Below are 16559 nucleotides of genomic sequence, written 5' to 3'. Positions count from 1 at the left end.
TTGCCTTCGGCGCTGGTGGAGCTTGTGCCAACTTGTCCTTCGATACGCCGTCTCGATACGGTGCTTTGCGCCTACTCGATGGCTACTCAGGACGAACGGGGAGGCTACTCGTCGATCCCGAAGTTCAGCCCACGCGACAGGCTCGGGTCCAGCACCGCTACGACGAAATACGCGCCGAGCTGTTTCAATCGCTGCACCCAACCGGTGTTCGCCTGGTACAACTCCTTGGTCACCTCGGTCGACTTGGCCACTTCGCCGTCGATATACTCCCGGACATGCGCTGCGAACGCCGCATCCTCGATCCGCAACATCAGTTCGAGGTTGATGAACAGGCTGCGCATGTCGAAGTTGGCCGAGCCGATATGGACCGCGTCGTCGATTACGTAGAGCTTCGTGTGCAGCTTGGTCGGCTGGTATTCGAACAGCCGCACGCCCTTTCGCAACAGGCCGGCATAAGTGAACCGCGCGGCGGCGATCGTTGCGTTGTTGTCCGATTTGCTCGCGGTCACGATTCGGACGTCGGCCTGCCGCCGCCCCGCCTTGTCGAGCCGACGCAACAGCGCGGGACTAGGCGTGAAATATCCGGCGATGATATCGATCCGTCGCCCGCGCCGCATGTCGTCGCGCACCGCGCGTGCCCAGGGCGACAGTTTCCGTGTCGGCCCGCCGATCAGCCACCGCGTCGGGCCCTGGGTCTCGCTCCAGTGCGACAGCGCCGCGTTCAGACGACGCAGCTTGCCCTTCGGCTCGTGGATCCAGTCCTTCAGCGCATCGAAATACCCGGCCAGTCGCCCTGCCGCGGGACCTTCGACCAGTAATCCCAAGTCGCGCCACGCCTGCTCGGCAGCGGTGCCGAAATAATCGTCCTCGATGTTGAAGCCGCCGATGATGATCCGCGTTTCGTCGGCGAGTGCGAGCTTCTGATGGTTGCGGAGCAGGTAGCGGCGTCCGAACCGGGCGGAGAACCGGCAGACCGAAACGTTGGCGGCTTCGAGCGGCTCGAAGAAGGCGTGCGGGGCATCGTCGCTGCCGAAGCCGTCGACGATCAGCGCAACCTCGACCCCGCGCTTGGCAGCGGCAATGAGCGCGGCGTTGACGCGCTTTCCGGACTCGTCGTCGGCGTAGATGTAATAGAGTATGCGCAAGGTTCGCTCGGCGCCGTCGATCAGCGCCAGCACCGCGTCGAGGCGCCGGGGACCAGTGTCGAGCAGCGTCATCTGGTTGCCGTCGACGGTGAAAGTCGGCTGTGCCGCAAGATCGTCCATGGCATGCGTGATGGACATGGGGGACGCCGGAGGCAAGCCGCGGCGGATTTCTTGACTTTGCAGGCCGCCCCCCGTAGGCGACGCATTCTCATTCTATCGTTGTTACGAAGGAAGCCGCATGGCGCGCGTTACCGTCGAGGATTGTGTCGACAAGATCCCCAACCGGTTCGACCTGGTGTTGTTCGCGGCCCAGCGTGCGCGCCAGATCTCGGGCGGCGCCGAACTGACGCTCGACCGCGACCGCGACAAGAACCCGGTCGTCGCGCTGCGCGAGATCGCCGACGAGAACGTCAAGCCGACGCATCTCAAGGAGCAGGTCATCCAGGGCCTGCAGAAGGTTCGCGTCGACGACGACGACGAGGTCGATGCCGTCGGCAGCTTGGCGGCTTCGGCCGAGGCTCTGCGGCTTACCGCTGCTGCCCCGCCGCGGAACCAGAATCTCGGGGCTGATTACGAGGGTTGAGGCAGCAGGATTAGCGAAAGCTAATCCGCGTCTCGGCCGAAACCCCGGCCGGCGGGCATAGCCCGACCGACGACGCGGCTTTGCCGCGGCGCGTGAAATAGAAAGAGCCCGTGGACCCCAAGGGGTCCGCGGGCTTTTTCTTTATACCCTCTCTCTAAAGAGGAGAGGGAAGGGGCCCGCGGCACTTGCCGTGGGAAGGGTGAGGGCACGGGGTGAAGTAGATGGCCCGTTCGTCATTCCCGCGGAGGCGGGAACCCATATTGGCTGCCCTCGTGAAATCGCGGGCACCTGAGTATATGGATCCCCGCCTTCGCGGGGAAACAAGCTTATACTTGACCCCGACTACCTGTGCTCCTGGTACCACCCCAAAGCAAAGCGCCACGGCGAAGCCGCGTCGTCAGTCGTTGCTGCGCAACGCTGGCCGGGGTCGGTCCGCGACGCGGATTAGCTAGGCTAATCCGCTGACCGACCCTTAAACCCCTGCGCAACCACGAACCACTCGACTGACCCCTTGCGGCTCGCCGGCGGCTTGGCATGCTTCACGGTCTTGAAGTTCCGCTTCATCTCCGCGACCAGCTCCGAATCGGCCCCGCCCGCGAACACCTTCGACACGAACGTCCCGCCCGGCTCCAGCACCTCGCAGGCAAAGTGCAGCGCGGTCTCGACCAACGCCATCGTCCGCAAAGCATCGGTCTGTGGATGCCCGACCGTATTCGCGGCCATGTCCGACAGCACTAGGTCCGGCGCGCCGCCCAGCGCTTCGATCAGCTTGCCCGGCGCGGCATCGTCGAGGAAATCCATCTCGAAGATCGTCACGCCCTCGATCGGATCGACCGGAAGCAGGTCGATACCCACGACCGTCGCCTTGGGTATCCGCCGCCGGATCACCTGTGCCCAGCCACCCGGCGCAAGACCGAGATCGACCACGCGTTTCGAGCCGCGGATGAGTTCGAACCGCTCGTCGAGCTCGATCAGCTTGTACGCGGCGCGGCTGCGATAGCCGTCCGCCTTCGCACGCTTCACATACGGATCGTTCAGCTGACGCTCGAGCCAGCGCGTCGACTGCGCGGTCCGCTTCCGCGCCGTGAGCACGCGGACGTGCCCGCCCGAGCCACCGCGGCTCATGCTGCGATTCCCGACTTGCCGGGCTTGGGAGACCCCATCAGCCGGCGTAAAATCCCTTCGCGAATACCGCGGTCGGCGATGCCGAGCCGTTCGGCGGGCCACAAATCCATGATCGTCTCCAGAATGGCACAGCCCGCGACCACCAGGTCGGCGCGCTCGTTGCCGATGCACGGCAGCTTGGCGCGCTCCGTGATCGACATATGGGAAAGGTCGGCGCTGATCCGCCGCATCGCCGACGCGGGCACGATCAGCCCGTCGACCACCGAGCGGTCGTAATGGCTGAGCCCGAGATGCAGGCTGCCGAGCGTCGTCACCGTGCCGCTGGTGCCGAGCAGCCGCGGCCGCTCGATATGCTGAGGCAAGCGCGCGGCGAACCCCGCAAAACTGTCCGCGACGACCTGCCGCATCCGCGCATACGCGACACGGCGTCCGTCCTCGCCCTCACCTCCACCGGCATGTTCGGTCAGCGACACGACGCCCCACGGTGCCGAATGCCAGTCGAGCACGGTCGGGATCGGCGTCGAGGTATCGACCAGCACCAGCTCGGTAGATCCGCCACCGATATCGAACACCAGCGCGGGATCCTCCCCCGGCTCGATCAACGCATGGCAGCCGAGCACCGCCAACCGCGCCTCTTCCTCGGCGGAAATGATGTCGAGATGGATGCCCGTTTCGGCGAGCGCGCGTGCGATGAACGCAGGCCCGTTCGACGCCTGCCGACACGCTTCCGTCGCGACAGATCGCGCCAGTGTTACGTTGCGCCGCTGCAACTTGTCCGAACACACGCGAAGCGCCGCTATCGTCCGCTCGATCGCGGCATCGCTCAGCTTGCCGGTCGAGGCCAATCCCTCGCCCAGCCGGACGATTCGCGAGAACGCATCGATCACCGCGAACCCGCCAGCCTGCGGTCGCGCGATCAGCAACCTGCAATTGTTGGTGCCGAGATCCAGCGCGGCAAACGCCTGCGCATCGGCCCACCGCCCACGAGAGGGCCGGGTCGCCGCCGGACGGGCAGGACTACCCTGCCGGAACGGCATTCGGGTGGAAACATCCCCCATCGCCGTAAAACTCGCTATCTATGTCTGCCGCCGCGGGAAAATACCCGCCCGGTGCTTGGACACGAATGTAGCGCAGCGCGGCGATTACGCAAGCGAAGTGGCGGAACGGCATCATCTTGGCGTTGACAGCCTTGGCGGCCCCTCGTAGAGCCCGCCCTCGCTGATGCCCCGTCGTCTAATGGTAAGACTGCGGTTTCTGATACCGCCTATTGAGGTTCGAATCCTCACGGGGCATCCAGCGCGTTGACGGCCCAAGCTAACTCAGTGCTTGATGCAAAGCTAAGTTGGGTCTGTGTAGCTGGCAGCTGGTCACCGGCCTTGCCTCCCTATCGATCTAGCGCTGCTGGCATCTCACGGTGACGGCGGTGCGATTTTGCGGCTTATCGACGCGAACTCACTGCCGATCGTGGTATCCTTTGACACCTAAACCGGTCCGCCTTGATAAGAGCTACCCTGCTGCGCGGTGGCATCGCCCCACAGGCAGACGCTTAGGCGGGTAAACCAGTCGTGCTAGCAGGGCCGTTCGTTCCCCCTGACCTTTCCCGTTTCTCCATCTCCGAACGGCAATTTCGGAAAAGAGCGATCGGGAACAGATTCTGGGAAAGCGAAACCCATAGGCGTCCGTCCGCCCGAGCCGGGCACACAGTATCTCGATGGCCGTTCCTTGACGGGAACGTCGTGTTCACTTTTCCCGACCTTGCCTATCAAGCGCGAACGTCTGTTCAAGACCGACTCCTGCGAGACGGGCGGTTGCGAGCAGGCGATCAAAATTGTGCCCGTTACGGGCGCTGGCGGACAGCCCGGCCATTACGGTGCTCATATAATCTTGGATACACGCGGCTTGATCGGGATAACGGGCGGCAATGAATCGATAAATCGCCTCCTCCCCAGCCGTAATGAAAGCGCCAGCAGCGCCTTTTGCTTCTCGGTCGGCGCAGCGCGCACCCTCGATGACGAGGCAACCCGCCGCGCCGGGATCGGCTGCGTAGCGCCGGGCCGCCTCCTCCAGCACCGCCACGAGACACTCCGCGATCGGTCGGTCCGCGCTTAGCAGATCGGGCAGCGGGATCGCGCCCTGGGCGGCATAACGATCGAGGATGCGGCTGTAGAGGTCTGCCTTGCTACCAAAGGCGGCATAGAAGCTGGGCGGATTTATACCGATCGCCTGGGTGAGGTCAGCGACGCTGACCGCATCGTAGCCGCGGGCGTGAAACAGGCGCTGGGCGGTCGCGACCGCTTCGTCCAAGTCGAACTGGCGCGGTCGGCCACGTGTGCGGCGGTTTTCTGTTTGCTCCACTACAAATACCTTGACGCGCGGGTTGAACCAATTATGTAGCGGATCGTAAGTTATGGATCAAGGAGGGTGCGATGGGTGCGTTCGAGGGAAAATCCGTTCTTGTGCTTGGTGGTAGCCGCGGAATCGGCGCGGCAATCGTTTGGCGCTTTGCCGCGGATGGCGCGACCGTGGTCTTCACCTATTCCGGCTCGCGAGACGCAGCCGAAGCGTTGGCGGCCGAGACGCGCAGCACGGCCGTGGAGACGGACAGTGCGGATCGCGACGCGGTGATCGCCCGCGTGAAGGACAGCGGCGCGCTCGACGTGCTGGTCGTCAATGCCGGCATCGCCGTGTTCGGCGACTCGCTGGACCAGGACCCGGACGCGATTGACCGGCTGTTCCGGATCAACGTTCACGCGCCATATCATGCATCGGTCGAGGCGGCGCGCCAGATGCCCGAGGGCGGGCGCATCATCGTTATCGGATCGGTGAACGGCGATCGGATGCCCGTTCCCGGCATGGCGGCTTACGCGCTCAGCAAGTCAGCGCTGCAAGGGATGGCACGTGGGCTGGCACGCGACTTCGGGCCCCGCGGGATTACGATCAACGTCGTGCAACCCGGTCCGATCGACACCGACGCCAACCCGGCAGACGGACCGATGAAGGATCTGCTGCACGGCTTCATGGCGATCAAGCGTCACGGCCGGCCGGAGGAGGTCGCGGGCATGGTGGCATGGCTCGCCGGACCGGAGGCAGGGTTCGTCACCGGCGCCATGCACACCATCGACGGCGCATTCGGTGCCTGATCCGCTGGAGCGCTCAACTATGGCCACCATCGGCATCATTGGTGCGGGGGAGGTCGGCAGCCAGATCGCCCGCGCCGCCATCGCGAACGGCTACCGGGTGGTGATCGCCAACTCGCGCGGACCGGATACATTGGCGCGCTTGGTCGCCGAACTCGGGCCCGACGCCCGCGCCGCGACCGCTGCCGATGCGGCCGAGGCGGGGGATTTCGTCGTGGTGGCGGTCCCCCTCAAGCTCGCCACCGACATGCCGGTCGAGCAACTGGCGGGCAAGATCGTGCTGGACACCAACAACTACATGCCGTGGCGTGACGGGCGCTACGCCGTGGTAGACGTCGGTGAGAAGACGGAGCACGAGCTACGGCAGGAACAGCTCCCCACCTCTAAGGTCGCGAAGGCGTTCACGCACATTCAGGCACCGCGCCTGTTCCTGTCGGCGCGGCCATCTGGCACGCCGGGGCGGCACGCGCTGTCGGTATCAAGCGACCACCCCAAGGCGGTGGAGCTGGTCACGCGGCTTTACGATCAGTTCGGCTTCGATACGGCAGACAACAGTCCACTTAGCGAGTCCTGGCGGAGCGGCCCAGGTCAGCCCGCATGGCACGCGCACGAACATCAGACGCTCCCCGAGTTGATCGTGAACCTTGCCAAGGCGAGACGGCTCCCGCTGAGGTAGAACGGTCGGCTCTGCCTTTCTCGAAACTCGATCATTTTTGGGAAAGTAGGCGAAGCGCGCGAGGGTCGAAGACCATGCAGTGTCAAAATGCGGCGTTCTAAGTCAAAATTCTTTTCACAAATTAATGACACGCCGCGAATTATACCGGCTGCTTGCAGCCGGGTTTTGGTGTCAAAGGACACGTGGGCTACCCAACTACTGTCATAATGACCGAGACATGACTGCTGACGAAGCAGAGATCGAGGGTTTCGATCGGCGGGTATGCAAGCTATTTGCAACGTTCAGATCGCGATTGAGCCATTAATCAGTGAAGCGCTGAAAGACCGTCAAGGTCGTCGCCCTCAAACCGTATTTTCAACCTTTGTTCCGACGGAACCTTCCAGGCGCGTGCCATCGGGCACCTAGCTATCGAACGAACGGATAGGTCGCCGCGACCCAGCCGGCGTCATCGATCGGGCCGATGTAAAGATCCTGGTTCTCCTAACCAGGCGTCTGAACGTGAAGAAGACGGCGCACGCTTTGGGGAACCGCCAACTCACCGAACTGAGCCACAAGCAGGATCGCACATGCTGCGACAGCGGCAAAACCGTGCTCGAGCCGAGCCTGTCTGAACTTCTCTTCCCTATCGTGCTTCACGGCGTTGTAGGCGCTGTACCATTCAAGCGTACTCGTGGCTCTCATTACGTCCCAATGCTCGAACGGCTGGAAGGCATCGAGGTCGGGATAACCCGGAAACAAGACCGTGTACTGTTTCAATCGTAGGGGTTCGGCTAGCATCGCATAATCATACGTAGATGCCTTCTTACCCTTGTCGCGTCCGTTGGCGACCAGCACCCCGCGGCAATGCATCTCAACTTCTGTCGCAGCCAACAGGATCAGGTTTCGAATCGCATGCCCATGAACCGACAGCGTCTCTCGCGTGGGTTCGACGATACGGCAGATGGCCTCTAGATCCGCGGCAAGGGTCTGCAACTGAGCCTGGGCCCCGACGAGGAACCTCGTCTCCATCGCCTGATCGGGAGCCTGCATCCCCGAATATCCGTCTCCGAAAACCGGTCGGGCCATGCGCCGATGGTAGACGCCCGGTGCGCGTGGCATCCGGAGGAAGGGACCCGGAGCCTCCAGACCGTCCATCCAGGGCGTCTGACGCCTGATGGTCGCCCATATGCTCTCACCGGCGTCAGCTCTGAAGTGGGTTCCGACGCCGTCTTCGGGGGACATGACGTTCATGCATGAAGCGGTCCCATCCGAAAACCGCCATAACTGAGGACTCGTGCCGTCATCCGGATATCGGAGGTACCACTCGTCGATCTCGTTGCTCATCAGTCGTTCCCCGCACCCACCGTATGATCGGGCCGACACTGAACCCGAGGGTCGGCGAGGGGCCTCCTGCTACGTCTCATAGGAGGCATGTTCGGTGAACGTCGAGTTCGACGAGAGCGGCGGCGCGCCTGGTTGTTCAATCGAGCCGACGTGATCGGACTGTCGGGCCGGGTCGTGACGAGCAGCGAGTTGTGCGCCCGACATCTGCTGAAACCGAAGACCGCCGCCGCCACCGTCCAAAGGTCCAAGCTGCGGCATCTCGAGTTCGGCTTCGACAGGACACACGCGGTTCCGGCGTTCGATGCCGTTCTCGAGAGGCGGAACACCAGAAGAGCCGAAAAAAGATGAGTGGTCGCGGTACGTTGCCGTCCGAATCCCACCGGGTAGAGGCGTGGATGCGTTCACGAACCCGATCTGCGGCTGGTCGTTCCTTGATTAGCCTGCTGCAAGTCGCGACCTTGACGACGTGCACATCGCGACGGTCCCGAGCGAGTAGATCCTAATGCTCGAAACGAAGCCGTCGAACGGCGATGTCGCCACGCCCAATGCATCGGTCGGACTCAGGGCCTACCTCGACGACGTGTCTGCGGTCGTAAGGCGCGTGCCCTCGACCTGGGTCCGATGCGAACTCCACGCGCTCAAGGTCACGGAGCGCTTCACGCGAATGGAATTCATCGAGGTCGATCGCGACGGCAAGCAGATCGCCAGGGTTCAGGGCGGCTGCTGGTCGGCGGCGTGGCAGCGCATCGATAGAGAGTTCAGAGCCGCCGGCCTGATGCTGGAGGCCGGCTCGCAGGTCCTGGTCAGACTCCAGAGCAGTCTGCACCCGACGTTCGGATTCCAGATCGTCGTCACGGACGTCGACCTGACCTTCGCACTGGGCGATCTGAACGCGCGCGCGCAGTCCATCAGAAAGCATCTGCAGGACACGGGCATCTGGAACCGGAACAGGTCGCTTCCGCTGCCGGTCGACTTCGTTCGGGTGTCGGTGATCGCACCCGCGGGGGCGGCGGGTCTCGGGGACTTCCGTTCGACAGCCGTTCGGCTCGCGGGTGCGGGCCTGACCGAGTTCGTGTACCACGAGGTGCCGTTCCAGACCCGTGACGCACCGTCGAGGATCGTCGACGTTCTCCGCGGCATCTACCGGTCGTGCAGCGTCGATGCGACCCGGCAGTGCGCGGTGGCGATCATCAGAGGCGGAGGTGCTTCGGCCGATCTCGCTTGGCTGGTCGATCAGAAGCTCGCCAAAGCGGTCTGTCGCATGAACGTGCCGGTCATGACCGGCATAGGCCATGAGCGCGACCGCAACCTCCTCGACGAGATATCCTGCATTCCCTGCGATACGCCTTCGAAGGTCGTCGAGCACATCCGATCGACGATCACCCGCGCCGCACTCGATAGGCAGCGTGCGCAGGAGGCGATCCAGACGCGGGCGGCCCAGATCGCGACTCGCCACGAGGCGGCGGTGGCCTCGGTACGGACCGCCATCGACCGTGACGGCATGGAGACCGCAAGGCTAGCGGAAGCGAGCGTCCGGAGCACGGCTACCGGACTACAGCCCGGTGCGCGCATGCTCCTCGACGACACGCGAAGCGCGGTCACCTCCGTCCGAACGGCGATCGACCGGCACACTCGGGATACGGTGCGCCTCGCCGAGACGACCGTTCGTACGACGGCGACCGCGCTCAAACCCGGTGCTCGCGCACTACTCGAGGGGATGCGGACGGCTCTCGACGAGGCCGCTGAATGCGCTCGCGGGGCGGCGGGCGAGCGCCGGGAATTGGCTGACCGAGCGGTCCGAAACCTGCTCGCATCCATCACCTCATCGGTCGAGACCACGATCCGTCCGCTCGAGCTGGGATCGGGCAAAGCGCTCGGTGAAATCAGCGCCAGGCTCGAGGCCCTCCACCAAAGCGCATCCGACAAGATGGGCAGCGTGCACCGGGACATCGTCGAAGCCGCCGAACGCTCGACGAGCCTAGCGGGCGAGGTGGTGACCGGCCTGCGCCAGGAAGCGATCCGGGACGCCGGGAGAAGTCTGGACGATTGCCAGTCAGCCATCGCGATCGTCCGCGAACGAGCGGAATCGCTTGATCCTCGAACGGTCCTCGCAGCCGGCTACGCCATTCTACAGATCCGATGGGGGTGCCGCTGACCGGCGTTGCCGCCGTCAGGGTAACGGGTCTGGTCACGGCGGAGATGCGTGACGGAGGCATAACTCTAAGAAACACCGATGCGAACGAGCAAGGAGAAGCGTCAGGATGAACGATAGCGTGAGTATCAAAGGAGCAGGCGAGCCGCCCCGACGAGGTTCGCGGATGCCTATGCCGAGTTGCAGGCGATCGCCGCCAAGTTGAAGCCGGAGCCGGGGCAGATACCCGACGTGGACGCGATCGAACCGCTGGTGAGACGCGCGAACGTGCTCGCGGCGCATTGCCAGGAGCGCATCGAGGCGGTCCGCAAGCTGATCGGAGAGCAGGCTTCCTCCTGATCCGTCGTCACATCATCCCGCTCTTCAGGTCTGCGTTCGCCCCCTGACCATCAGACTCGGCACGGCCGAGCGACGCCCGCGCCTATGCCGATCAGGGGTTGACAAAATGGCGGAGCAGGTCATCGATCGTGCTTTCGGGTTCGCCGAGACATTCGGCCCTTTTGGCGACGCTGGACGCCCTAGGGAAGTCTGGTCGTGCCCGAAAGCACGTGGAGCGTCCGGTGGGAGGGGTCGCCGAAGGGCATGCGCGCCGTCGCATCGCATGGCCTGTCCCTGTCCGCCGTCACTTGGGCGAACCCATCGGAAGCGGCGGGGGGACCTCGACTGGGTAGGGTTACGTCCGGTCGACTCCGACATGATACGACAAGGTTCGCAGTCGAACGGGGGGCGGGGGGCAGATCCCCGCTTCGTCGGCGATCGCAGAAGAGGCTTCGTCGCTTTCGATCTCTCCCGACGCCGCAGGCGTGGGGGGGGGGGGGCTACGCCGTCTTCACGCTTCGAAGGGGTCGTCACGACCGGTTCGCCTGCGTTGCCGAACGACCGGTTCGATCTTCCCGCCGTCGAAACGAACGGCGTCCGCCGGTGGTCGGGCTAGCGTTCGTTCCCAGCCGACCATACGGCTTCGGCCAAGTCACCGATCCGGTAGCTGACCAACTCGCCATCGGCGCACGTGCGGGAGTCGTGGCCTGCGTCCTCGATCAGGCCGTTCCCCTGTTCATCGAGGATCAGGTGCGTCCATTCGTGGGCCAGCGTGTTTATCATCGCCGATCGATCAGGACCGCCCGCATTCCACTGATCGAAGCGCAGGTTCCTGATCTTGATCCGGCGCGTCGCCGGGTTCGTCGCAGCTTCGGCTCGCCAAGGCTTACCGGCGATGACCCAGTAATCGGGTATCCGGGACTTCAGGAGGTACAGAAGTTCCGGACCGCCTATCGGCTTCTGATCCGTGCAGGTGAGACGCAAGGAAGCACCCTTCAGCCGTCGCGCGAACTCGTCAGAAGCGAAGGTCGTGCAGACCGCGACGCGTGCCTCCTCCATCGCCTTGGCCTTGAGCGGAGGAAGTCGGCCGATGTCGACGGCCGGGCATCGCTGACCGAGGCCTGCCCGCTTCGTGTCCAGCCCACCGGGCTGCGCTTCCGACGGAGCGGCGGGCCGTGCGAATGGTGCGCCAGCGAGAAGCATGGCACCTGCGACGCAACCGAGGATCCGAGCGCCCCGCTTCGGCAGCGAGCGCCGGAACGACGCGAAGAGCACCCGGGATGGCCTCCGCAGCATCTCGTCAGGCCTCCAACAGCGCATAGGGAACGGTCGTCCTGTTCCACTTCGATCCGAAGTGGCGTTGCGCCTGATCCATGGCGGCGGAGATGAAGCTCTCCCACTGCCCGGGATAGATCGTCTGACAGCCGAGGCTCGACGTGCCCGCCCAGCCGCCGTTATGGATGTTGATGCCGAACCTACCGGTTTCGGCGTAGTCGACGCCGACGCCGTCGCGCATCACCGTGACATCCCCGCCGGTCTGGCAGAGAGCCATGTAGATGCCCTTGTGCATCCCGAACCGATGCGCACGCCACAGGCCGACGGTAAGCGAGGCCATGCCTTTGCCTTCTCCCGTTCCGCGGCCCTTCCTGACGCGCGAAGGGTCCGTATTGCCGTTGTAGCTTCCAAAGAAATTGGGGCTCACCAGAAAGATGGCGTCGTCGTAGATGCCGCGGTCGTTGCGCCCCGCGATCCCCATATGATCCTTGTAGTAGCCGCGGATGCCGACCACGATCAGCGGATCCTCGGCCTGATCGATCACATGCCCCGCCGCGTCGAGCTTCTCCATCAGGTCACCATAGCTCAACCGGGGTTTGGTTTCGGGCACGATGTTGGGCATGGGCTGTTCCTCTTTTGAGACATGACGTTCGTCACAGTTCCCGGACGAGTCGCGGGGCGTCCGGCAGCGTCGCCAGATCGCGTTCGAGTTCGACTCCTAGGCGTGGCAGCTAGACCCCGACCGTGAAGCCGCCCCAACTGCGCACCGTCAGCGTGGCATTGCGGCCGCTGAACATCACCTTCACCCATTGCGGCGAGAAGGTCGGGTGCAGGCAGAACCAAGCGACATCGCCGAGCTCCACCGCCGAACCCAGCGAGGCTTCCACCGTCAGGCCGATGCTGACGGAGCCGTGCTCCTCCTTACCGAACCGGGCCCGAAGCGCATATCCGCCCTTCTTATCCGATCCCTGGAACCGCGATCGGTTGGGATCGTCGCGAGGACCCGGATTCCGGTCGAGCGCCGGGCAGGAATCGGGTCGAGCATCGCTGGCCCCGGTGCGTTCGAATGTCGTGTCCCGCTTCTGCAGACCGCTCTTGGGCGCCCGATCGGGCGCCGTGTCGAAGCTGATCCTCCCCGCCGCGATCCCCCCCTGCATCACCACGGTCGCGTCACGCGCCCCGAGTCGGCCGCTCGGGTTGCTCTGGGGAACGTGGCCCTCCCTTTCCCGAAGCGACTGTTCGTCCGGCGACAGCCACGAGAAGGCGACGCCGGCGCTGCTCCGCAGGGCGGAGAGCTGCCGCGAGTCGTGCCCCAGCGTGCGAACCCGTTCCGCCGACCCGGGCAGTCGTGTCGCGAGCTCCGACGCTTCGAAGAACCGCTCAAGTCCGGCAACCATCTCGGCGAACAGCCGATTGGAGTAGCTGTAGTAGGGCGTACCGATCGCGAACGCACGCTCGAGCAGGGTCACGGCCCCGGTCGTGGCCGCCTCCTGTTCGGCGACGGATGCGCCAGCCGCGAACAGGAGGTGCTGCGCCCGGATCACGTGCGCGTCGAAGGCCCAACCGGCCCTCCTGACGAGCGCCTTCGTCCACCGGTCCTCCAGCGATCCGAACACCTCATGGAAACGCGTCGCCAACAGCCCCGCGAGAATGGCCGTCCAAGGATCGTCGGCGTCGGGGCCTACGAGTTGGTCGAGCTGCTCCGCCCGCAGCAGCGTCTCGCGGACCGACGCCGCGTCGTCGGAGCTTCCGGCATCAAGCGTGCGGGCCAGGGCGCGTATCCTCGGATCTATCGGCATCACCTGGACGCCGACATCGGCGGACGCGAGAGGCGAGGGCGTTATCGTGATCGAGGTGCCTGCTCGATGCATCGGGACCAGCAGGCGCTCATGCCGCAACCGCTCGATGGATAGGGACAACCAGACGCGCTCGCCGTTCCAAGGTGTCCAGTCCCGCTCGGGCCGGACCTCGATCTGCAGCTGACCACCGGACAGCTGGGGAACCGCAGTTCCGACGAAGGGAACAATACCGTCCTGCCGGTCCGCCCGCTCCTGCGACAACGCGACGGTGAACCTTCGCTCGTCGGATGGTATCTCCAGCGGTTCCAACGCGTTCGCGCGTTCGCCGAACGTGGCTGGTGAAGAGACGACGCTTGCATCCTCCTCCTCCGGCGGTCCCCCGCCGAACAGCGCCATGTCCAGTGCCTTGCGGTCGACCTCGCCGAGGACGCTCGTCTCGCTTCCCGTCGATGCGAGGGCAGCGAAGAGTGGGATGGCGACGCTATTGGCGATGCCCGGCCTGACCTGAAAAATCGCCGACTGCGGAGTGACCCCCGCAGGGCTGATCTCGACGGAATAGAATCCCGGCGGCACCGAAGGGGCGCTGAACCCTCGAGTGTCTGGCGTAGCGATCCAATCCGCCATCGTTCCTTCGGGACTGGTGATCCGGACGCGCCCGATCGAAAGGTCCATCGGCGCTTCGAAATGCAGACTCGTCGTCATGACATGCCCACCGGGATGCGCTGGTCGAACAAAGCCTGGGTCGGAATGAACAGGCTGGAGTGGAACGGGGGCGGCAGCTGATCGGGGGCGATGGCGACGGCGTATCGCGGCATCCGTCCTGCAGGAACCGCCGTGTGCCAGGCATTCGACGACCTCGCCTGCTTGCTGGTGATCCAGGGCGGGTTCGGATCGTCACGGTCGCTGACGTGCAGATCGAACATCGTGCCTCCATCCTCGGGATCGGTAAGGATCACCAACGGAAGGACCGGTGCCGCAGGATGCAGGATGGCATGGACATCGTTCTGGGAGAGCACGAGCGACGGCTCGAACTGTCTCTCCTCCCAGTGTCCGAAGTAGACGCGCCTTAGATTCTTGAGGTCGAACATGACGTTGGTCGGCGTTATCGCCCAGCGATTGCCCTCCCACCGCGCCGATGCGCCGCTCAGCGCGCGCAGCAGGACTTGGGTGAACCGCCCGGCCTTGGCGATCACCCCGCCGCCGCCGTCCAGCAATTCGCCCTCATAGGCGAGCATCGCCGACGGTGCGGCACGGAGCAGGGAGACCTTGTCGCGGACGGGCGCGAAGGACAGCGGGGCCGGGTAGAAGCGGGTCTGGAGCGGCTTGTCGAACTCCAGCGAAAGAAGGAATTCGGCACATGCGTCGGAGAACATGAACGCGCATCGGATCTGCTTCGTACGACGCAGCGCCTGTGCGAGTTCGCCCACGTTCAGGTGCGACCAGGGGTTGCTTTCGGACGCGTTCAGGTCCTCGAGAAAGAGGATGGGGTCACCGGCCCGCATCGCTCCGTGACCACAGCAGTAGAACAGTGCCACGTCTCCCTCGCGCGCTCTGAGGCGTTCCAACCAAGCGGTTCCCGCAGCATGAACATGGTCGGCGGTCGCGGTTCCGATCGCGACCGGAGACGTCCATGGATATCGCATGTCGGCCTCCGATGGGTCGGATATCACGACCTCCAAGCTGGCGAGCGGCGCGGCGAGTTCGCCCCCGTTCTCGAGCAACCACTCGCACACCAGCTTTGCGCTGTCCGCGGCGCTCGGCAGGTTGGGGACGTCGGCCAGAACGCCGAGGCCGCCCCACGCGGGATCGCGGTGCGGATAGTCGCCGACCCCGATCACGAAAGCGTGAGTCATCGGTTTTGAACCATAGGTCGGCGGGGGAAGCAGGTTCATCGACGTCTCACAACAGCCCGAATTCGGTCAGTCGCGAACGGCAGCGGGCATGGAACTGCGGACGTTTGAAGTAGGTGGTATGGGCCGACACGAGTCCGGTGACGGAATCGAACGCCAAGTCCTGAACGTCATCGAAGACGCTCGCGGCCGTGAACGCCAGCGGGTCGATCGGATCGAAGACGTTCAGCCATCGTCTGACGCAAGCCGGCCTCGGTGCCCGTGCGCCGTCGATCGGCCCAGCGCCGAGCGCACCGACGGTTTGGAACAGGCCCGGTTGCGAGCCGACGGTCAGCAGCGCGTCGATCCTGAGATCCGGCGGGAGCCCGCTCGACGGGTCCTGCAGCATGTCGCATGCGATAACGCCGCCCAGGCTGTGTCCGATCACGATCAGCGGCCCTCGACCGGCCATCGAAGCAGCGTGCGCCGTCTTGAGAGCCTCGCGTACGGTGGCCCTTATCCGATCGCGTATTCCGCCCTCGCGCAGATAGACGAGAACATCACCCAGAAACAGCGCGATCGCAGGACTGACCCTCTCGCGAACCGCCCCGAACCCGATCGTCGATGCCGTGTTGCGGATGCGATCGCTTATCGCGCTCGCCGCGGACATGAACGGGTTCAGGATGCCGAGGCTGCGGTCGCCTCCGGTCATCAAGCGACCGGCGATGGCTCTGTCCGTGACGGCCCCCTTCAGAAGCGTGTGTCGCCCCGTGGCGATCTCGTCGGCCGCTCGGCCGAAGGCGGCCACTTCGGCGCTGGTGAGCGAACGCTTCAGCTCTTCCGCATGGTCGATCAACTGAACGAACAGGGCGTCGAGTGCCACCACCTCGTTCTGAGCCGCGACGTCGCCGAGCGATGGGCCGGTCGGATCGCCAGCGGTCCGGTCCGACATGCCTCCCCCGAGTCCTGCGCCAAAGGCGCCGCTTCCGAGCGAGAAGGTCTTGATCGCCCCATGCGTATCGAACACGCGTCGGTCGATCCTGGGCACGATGTCGCCCCACAACGGCGTGTGGATGTCCGTCGCGGTACCCTTGAACAGAACGGCGCGGAAGAGCGCGTCGCGGTTGGCGACCGTCTCGGCATATCCCGCGTCGCCGCGCGTCGCGACGCCGTGCACGAACACGAGCTGTGCCACCG

16 protein-coding genes and 1 tRNA gene are annotated in these 16559 nt (G+C 64.6%); 6 read left to right on the top strand and 11 right to left on the bottom strand.

Features of this window, described 5'->3' with window-relative positions:
• Positions 1-104: 104 nt before the first annotated feature.
• Positions 105-1265: a phospholipase D-like domain-containing protein gene (locus IFT67_RS11015; protein WP_192238666.1), complete on the bottom strand. Its 1161-nt coding sequence runs from the start codon at positions 1263-1265 to the stop codon at positions 105-107.
• A gap of 118 nt (positions 1266-1383) precedes the next feature.
• Between IFT67_RS11015 and rpoZ the strand changes: the two genes are divergently transcribed.
• On the top strand, positions 1384-1728 hold the full coding sequence (gene rpoZ, locus IFT67_RS11010; RefSeq protein WP_133020221.1) for a DNA-directed RNA polymerase subunit omega: 345 nt from the start codon (positions 1384-1386) through the stop codon (positions 1726-1728).
• Positions 1729-2181: 453 nt separating this feature from the next.
• Here rpoZ and IFT67_RS11005 read toward each other — a convergent pair whose 3' ends face one another.
• Complete coding sequence (locus tag IFT67_RS11005; RefSeq protein WP_056487962.1) at positions 2182-2853, bottom strand: RlmE family RNA methyltransferase; 672 nt, start codon at positions 2851-2853, stop codon at positions 2182-2184.
• Entirely contained in the window at positions 2850-3911 is a 1062-nt protein-coding gene (locus tag IFT67_RS11000) for a Ppx/GppA phosphatase family protein (protein WP_244647322.1), read from the bottom strand. Before IFT67_RS11000 ends, IFT67_RS11005 begins: the two co-directional genes overlap by 4 nt.
• A 164-nt stretch (positions 3912-4075) precedes the next feature.
• Between IFT67_RS11000 and IFT67_RS10995 the strand changes: the two genes are divergently transcribed.
• Positions 4076-4149 (top strand) — tRNA-Gln (locus tag IFT67_RS10995).
• Between the two features lie 444 nt (positions 4150-4593).
• Here IFT67_RS10995 and IFT67_RS10990 read toward each other — a convergent pair.
• On the bottom strand, positions 4594-5157 hold the full coding sequence (locus IFT67_RS10990; protein ID WP_197983030.1) for a TetR/AcrR family transcriptional regulator: 564 nt from the start codon (positions 5155-5157) through the stop codon (positions 4594-4596).
• A 122-nt stretch (positions 5158-5279) separates the two neighbouring features.
• Between IFT67_RS10990 and bdcA the strand changes: the two genes are divergently transcribed.
• Both bdcA and IFT67_RS10980 read left to right on the top strand, forming a co-directional pair.
• On the top strand, positions 5280-5993 hold the full coding sequence (bdcA, locus tag IFT67_RS10985; RefSeq protein WP_192238345.1) for an SDR family oxidoreductase: 714 nt from the start codon (positions 5280-5282) through the stop codon (positions 5991-5993).
• 19 nt (positions 5994-6012) lie between these two features.
• Entirely contained in the window at positions 6013-6666 is a 654-nt protein-coding gene (locus IFT67_RS10980) for an NAD(P)-binding domain-containing protein (protein WP_197983029.1), read from the top strand.
• Positions 6667-7146: 480 nt separating this feature from the next.
• On the opposite strand, the gene IFT67_RS10975 is transcribed toward IFT67_RS10980, so the two are convergent.
• On the bottom strand, positions 7147-7989 hold the full coding sequence (locus IFT67_RS10975) for a hypothetical protein (RefSeq protein ID WP_192238343.1): 843 nt from the start codon (positions 7987-7989) through the stop codon (positions 7147-7149).
• A 69-nt stretch (positions 7990-8058) separates the two neighbouring features.
• Positions 8059-8274, bottom strand: coding sequence for a hypothetical protein (locus tag IFT67_RS10970; RefSeq protein WP_192238342.1), 216 nt, complete (start codon positions 8272-8274; stop codon positions 8059-8061).
• A gap of 379 nt (positions 8275-8653) precedes the next feature.
• Between IFT67_RS10970 and IFT67_RS10965 the strand changes: the two genes are divergently transcribed.
• Positions 8654-10144, top strand: coding sequence for an exodeoxyribonuclease VII large subunit (locus IFT67_RS10965; protein WP_192238341.1), 1491 nt, complete (start codon positions 8654-8656; stop codon positions 10142-10144).
• A gap of 177 nt (positions 10145-10321) precedes the next feature.
• On the top strand, positions 10322-10480 hold the full coding sequence (locus IFT67_RS10960; RefSeq protein WP_192238340.1) for a hypothetical protein: 159 nt from the start codon (positions 10322-10324) through the stop codon (positions 10478-10480).
• 591 nt (positions 10481-11071) lie between these two features.
• Here IFT67_RS10960 and IFT67_RS10955 read toward each other — a convergent pair.
• The 5 genes from IFT67_RS10955 to IFT67_RS10935 all read right to left on the bottom strand — a co-directional run bounded on the left by IFT67_RS10955 (position 11072) and on the right by IFT67_RS10935 (position 16557).
• Positions 11072-11734, bottom strand: a complete 663-nt coding sequence (locus IFT67_RS10955; RefSeq protein WP_192238339.1) for a hypothetical protein — start codon at positions 11732-11734, stop codon at positions 11072-11074.
• A 25-nt stretch (positions 11735-11759) separates the two neighbouring features.
• The gene (locus tag IFT67_RS10950) at positions 11760-12356 is read right to left on the bottom strand and encodes a hypothetical protein (protein WP_192238338.1); all 597 of its coding nucleotides are present in this window, start codon (positions 12354-12356) and stop codon (positions 11760-11762) included.
• Positions 12357-12465: 109 nt separating this feature from the next.
• Entirely contained in the window at positions 12466-14235 is a 1770-nt protein-coding gene (locus IFT67_RS10945) for a pYEATS domain-containing protein (RefSeq protein WP_192238337.1), read from the bottom strand.
• The gene (locus IFT67_RS10940; protein ID WP_192238336.1) at positions 14232-15425 is read right to left on the bottom strand and encodes a hypothetical protein; all 1194 of its coding nucleotides are present in this window, start codon (positions 15423-15425) and stop codon (positions 14232-14234) included. Before IFT67_RS10940 ends, IFT67_RS10945 begins: the two co-directional genes overlap by 4 nt.
• A 7-nt stretch (positions 15426-15432) precedes the next feature.
• Positions 15433-16557, bottom strand: a complete 1125-nt coding sequence (locus tag IFT67_RS10935) for a hypothetical protein (protein ID WP_192238335.1) — start codon at positions 16555-16557, stop codon at positions 15433-15435.
• Between the last annotated feature and the right edge of the window lie 2 nt (positions 16558-16559).

Origin of the sequence: Sphingomonas sp. CFBP 13728, from assembly GCF_014841895.1 — a bacterium.
Lineage (GTDB): Bacteria > Pseudomonadota > Alphaproteobacteria > Sphingomonadales > Sphingomonadaceae > Sphingomonas.
This window is presented reverse-complemented; position numbering and strand designations above follow the sequence as displayed.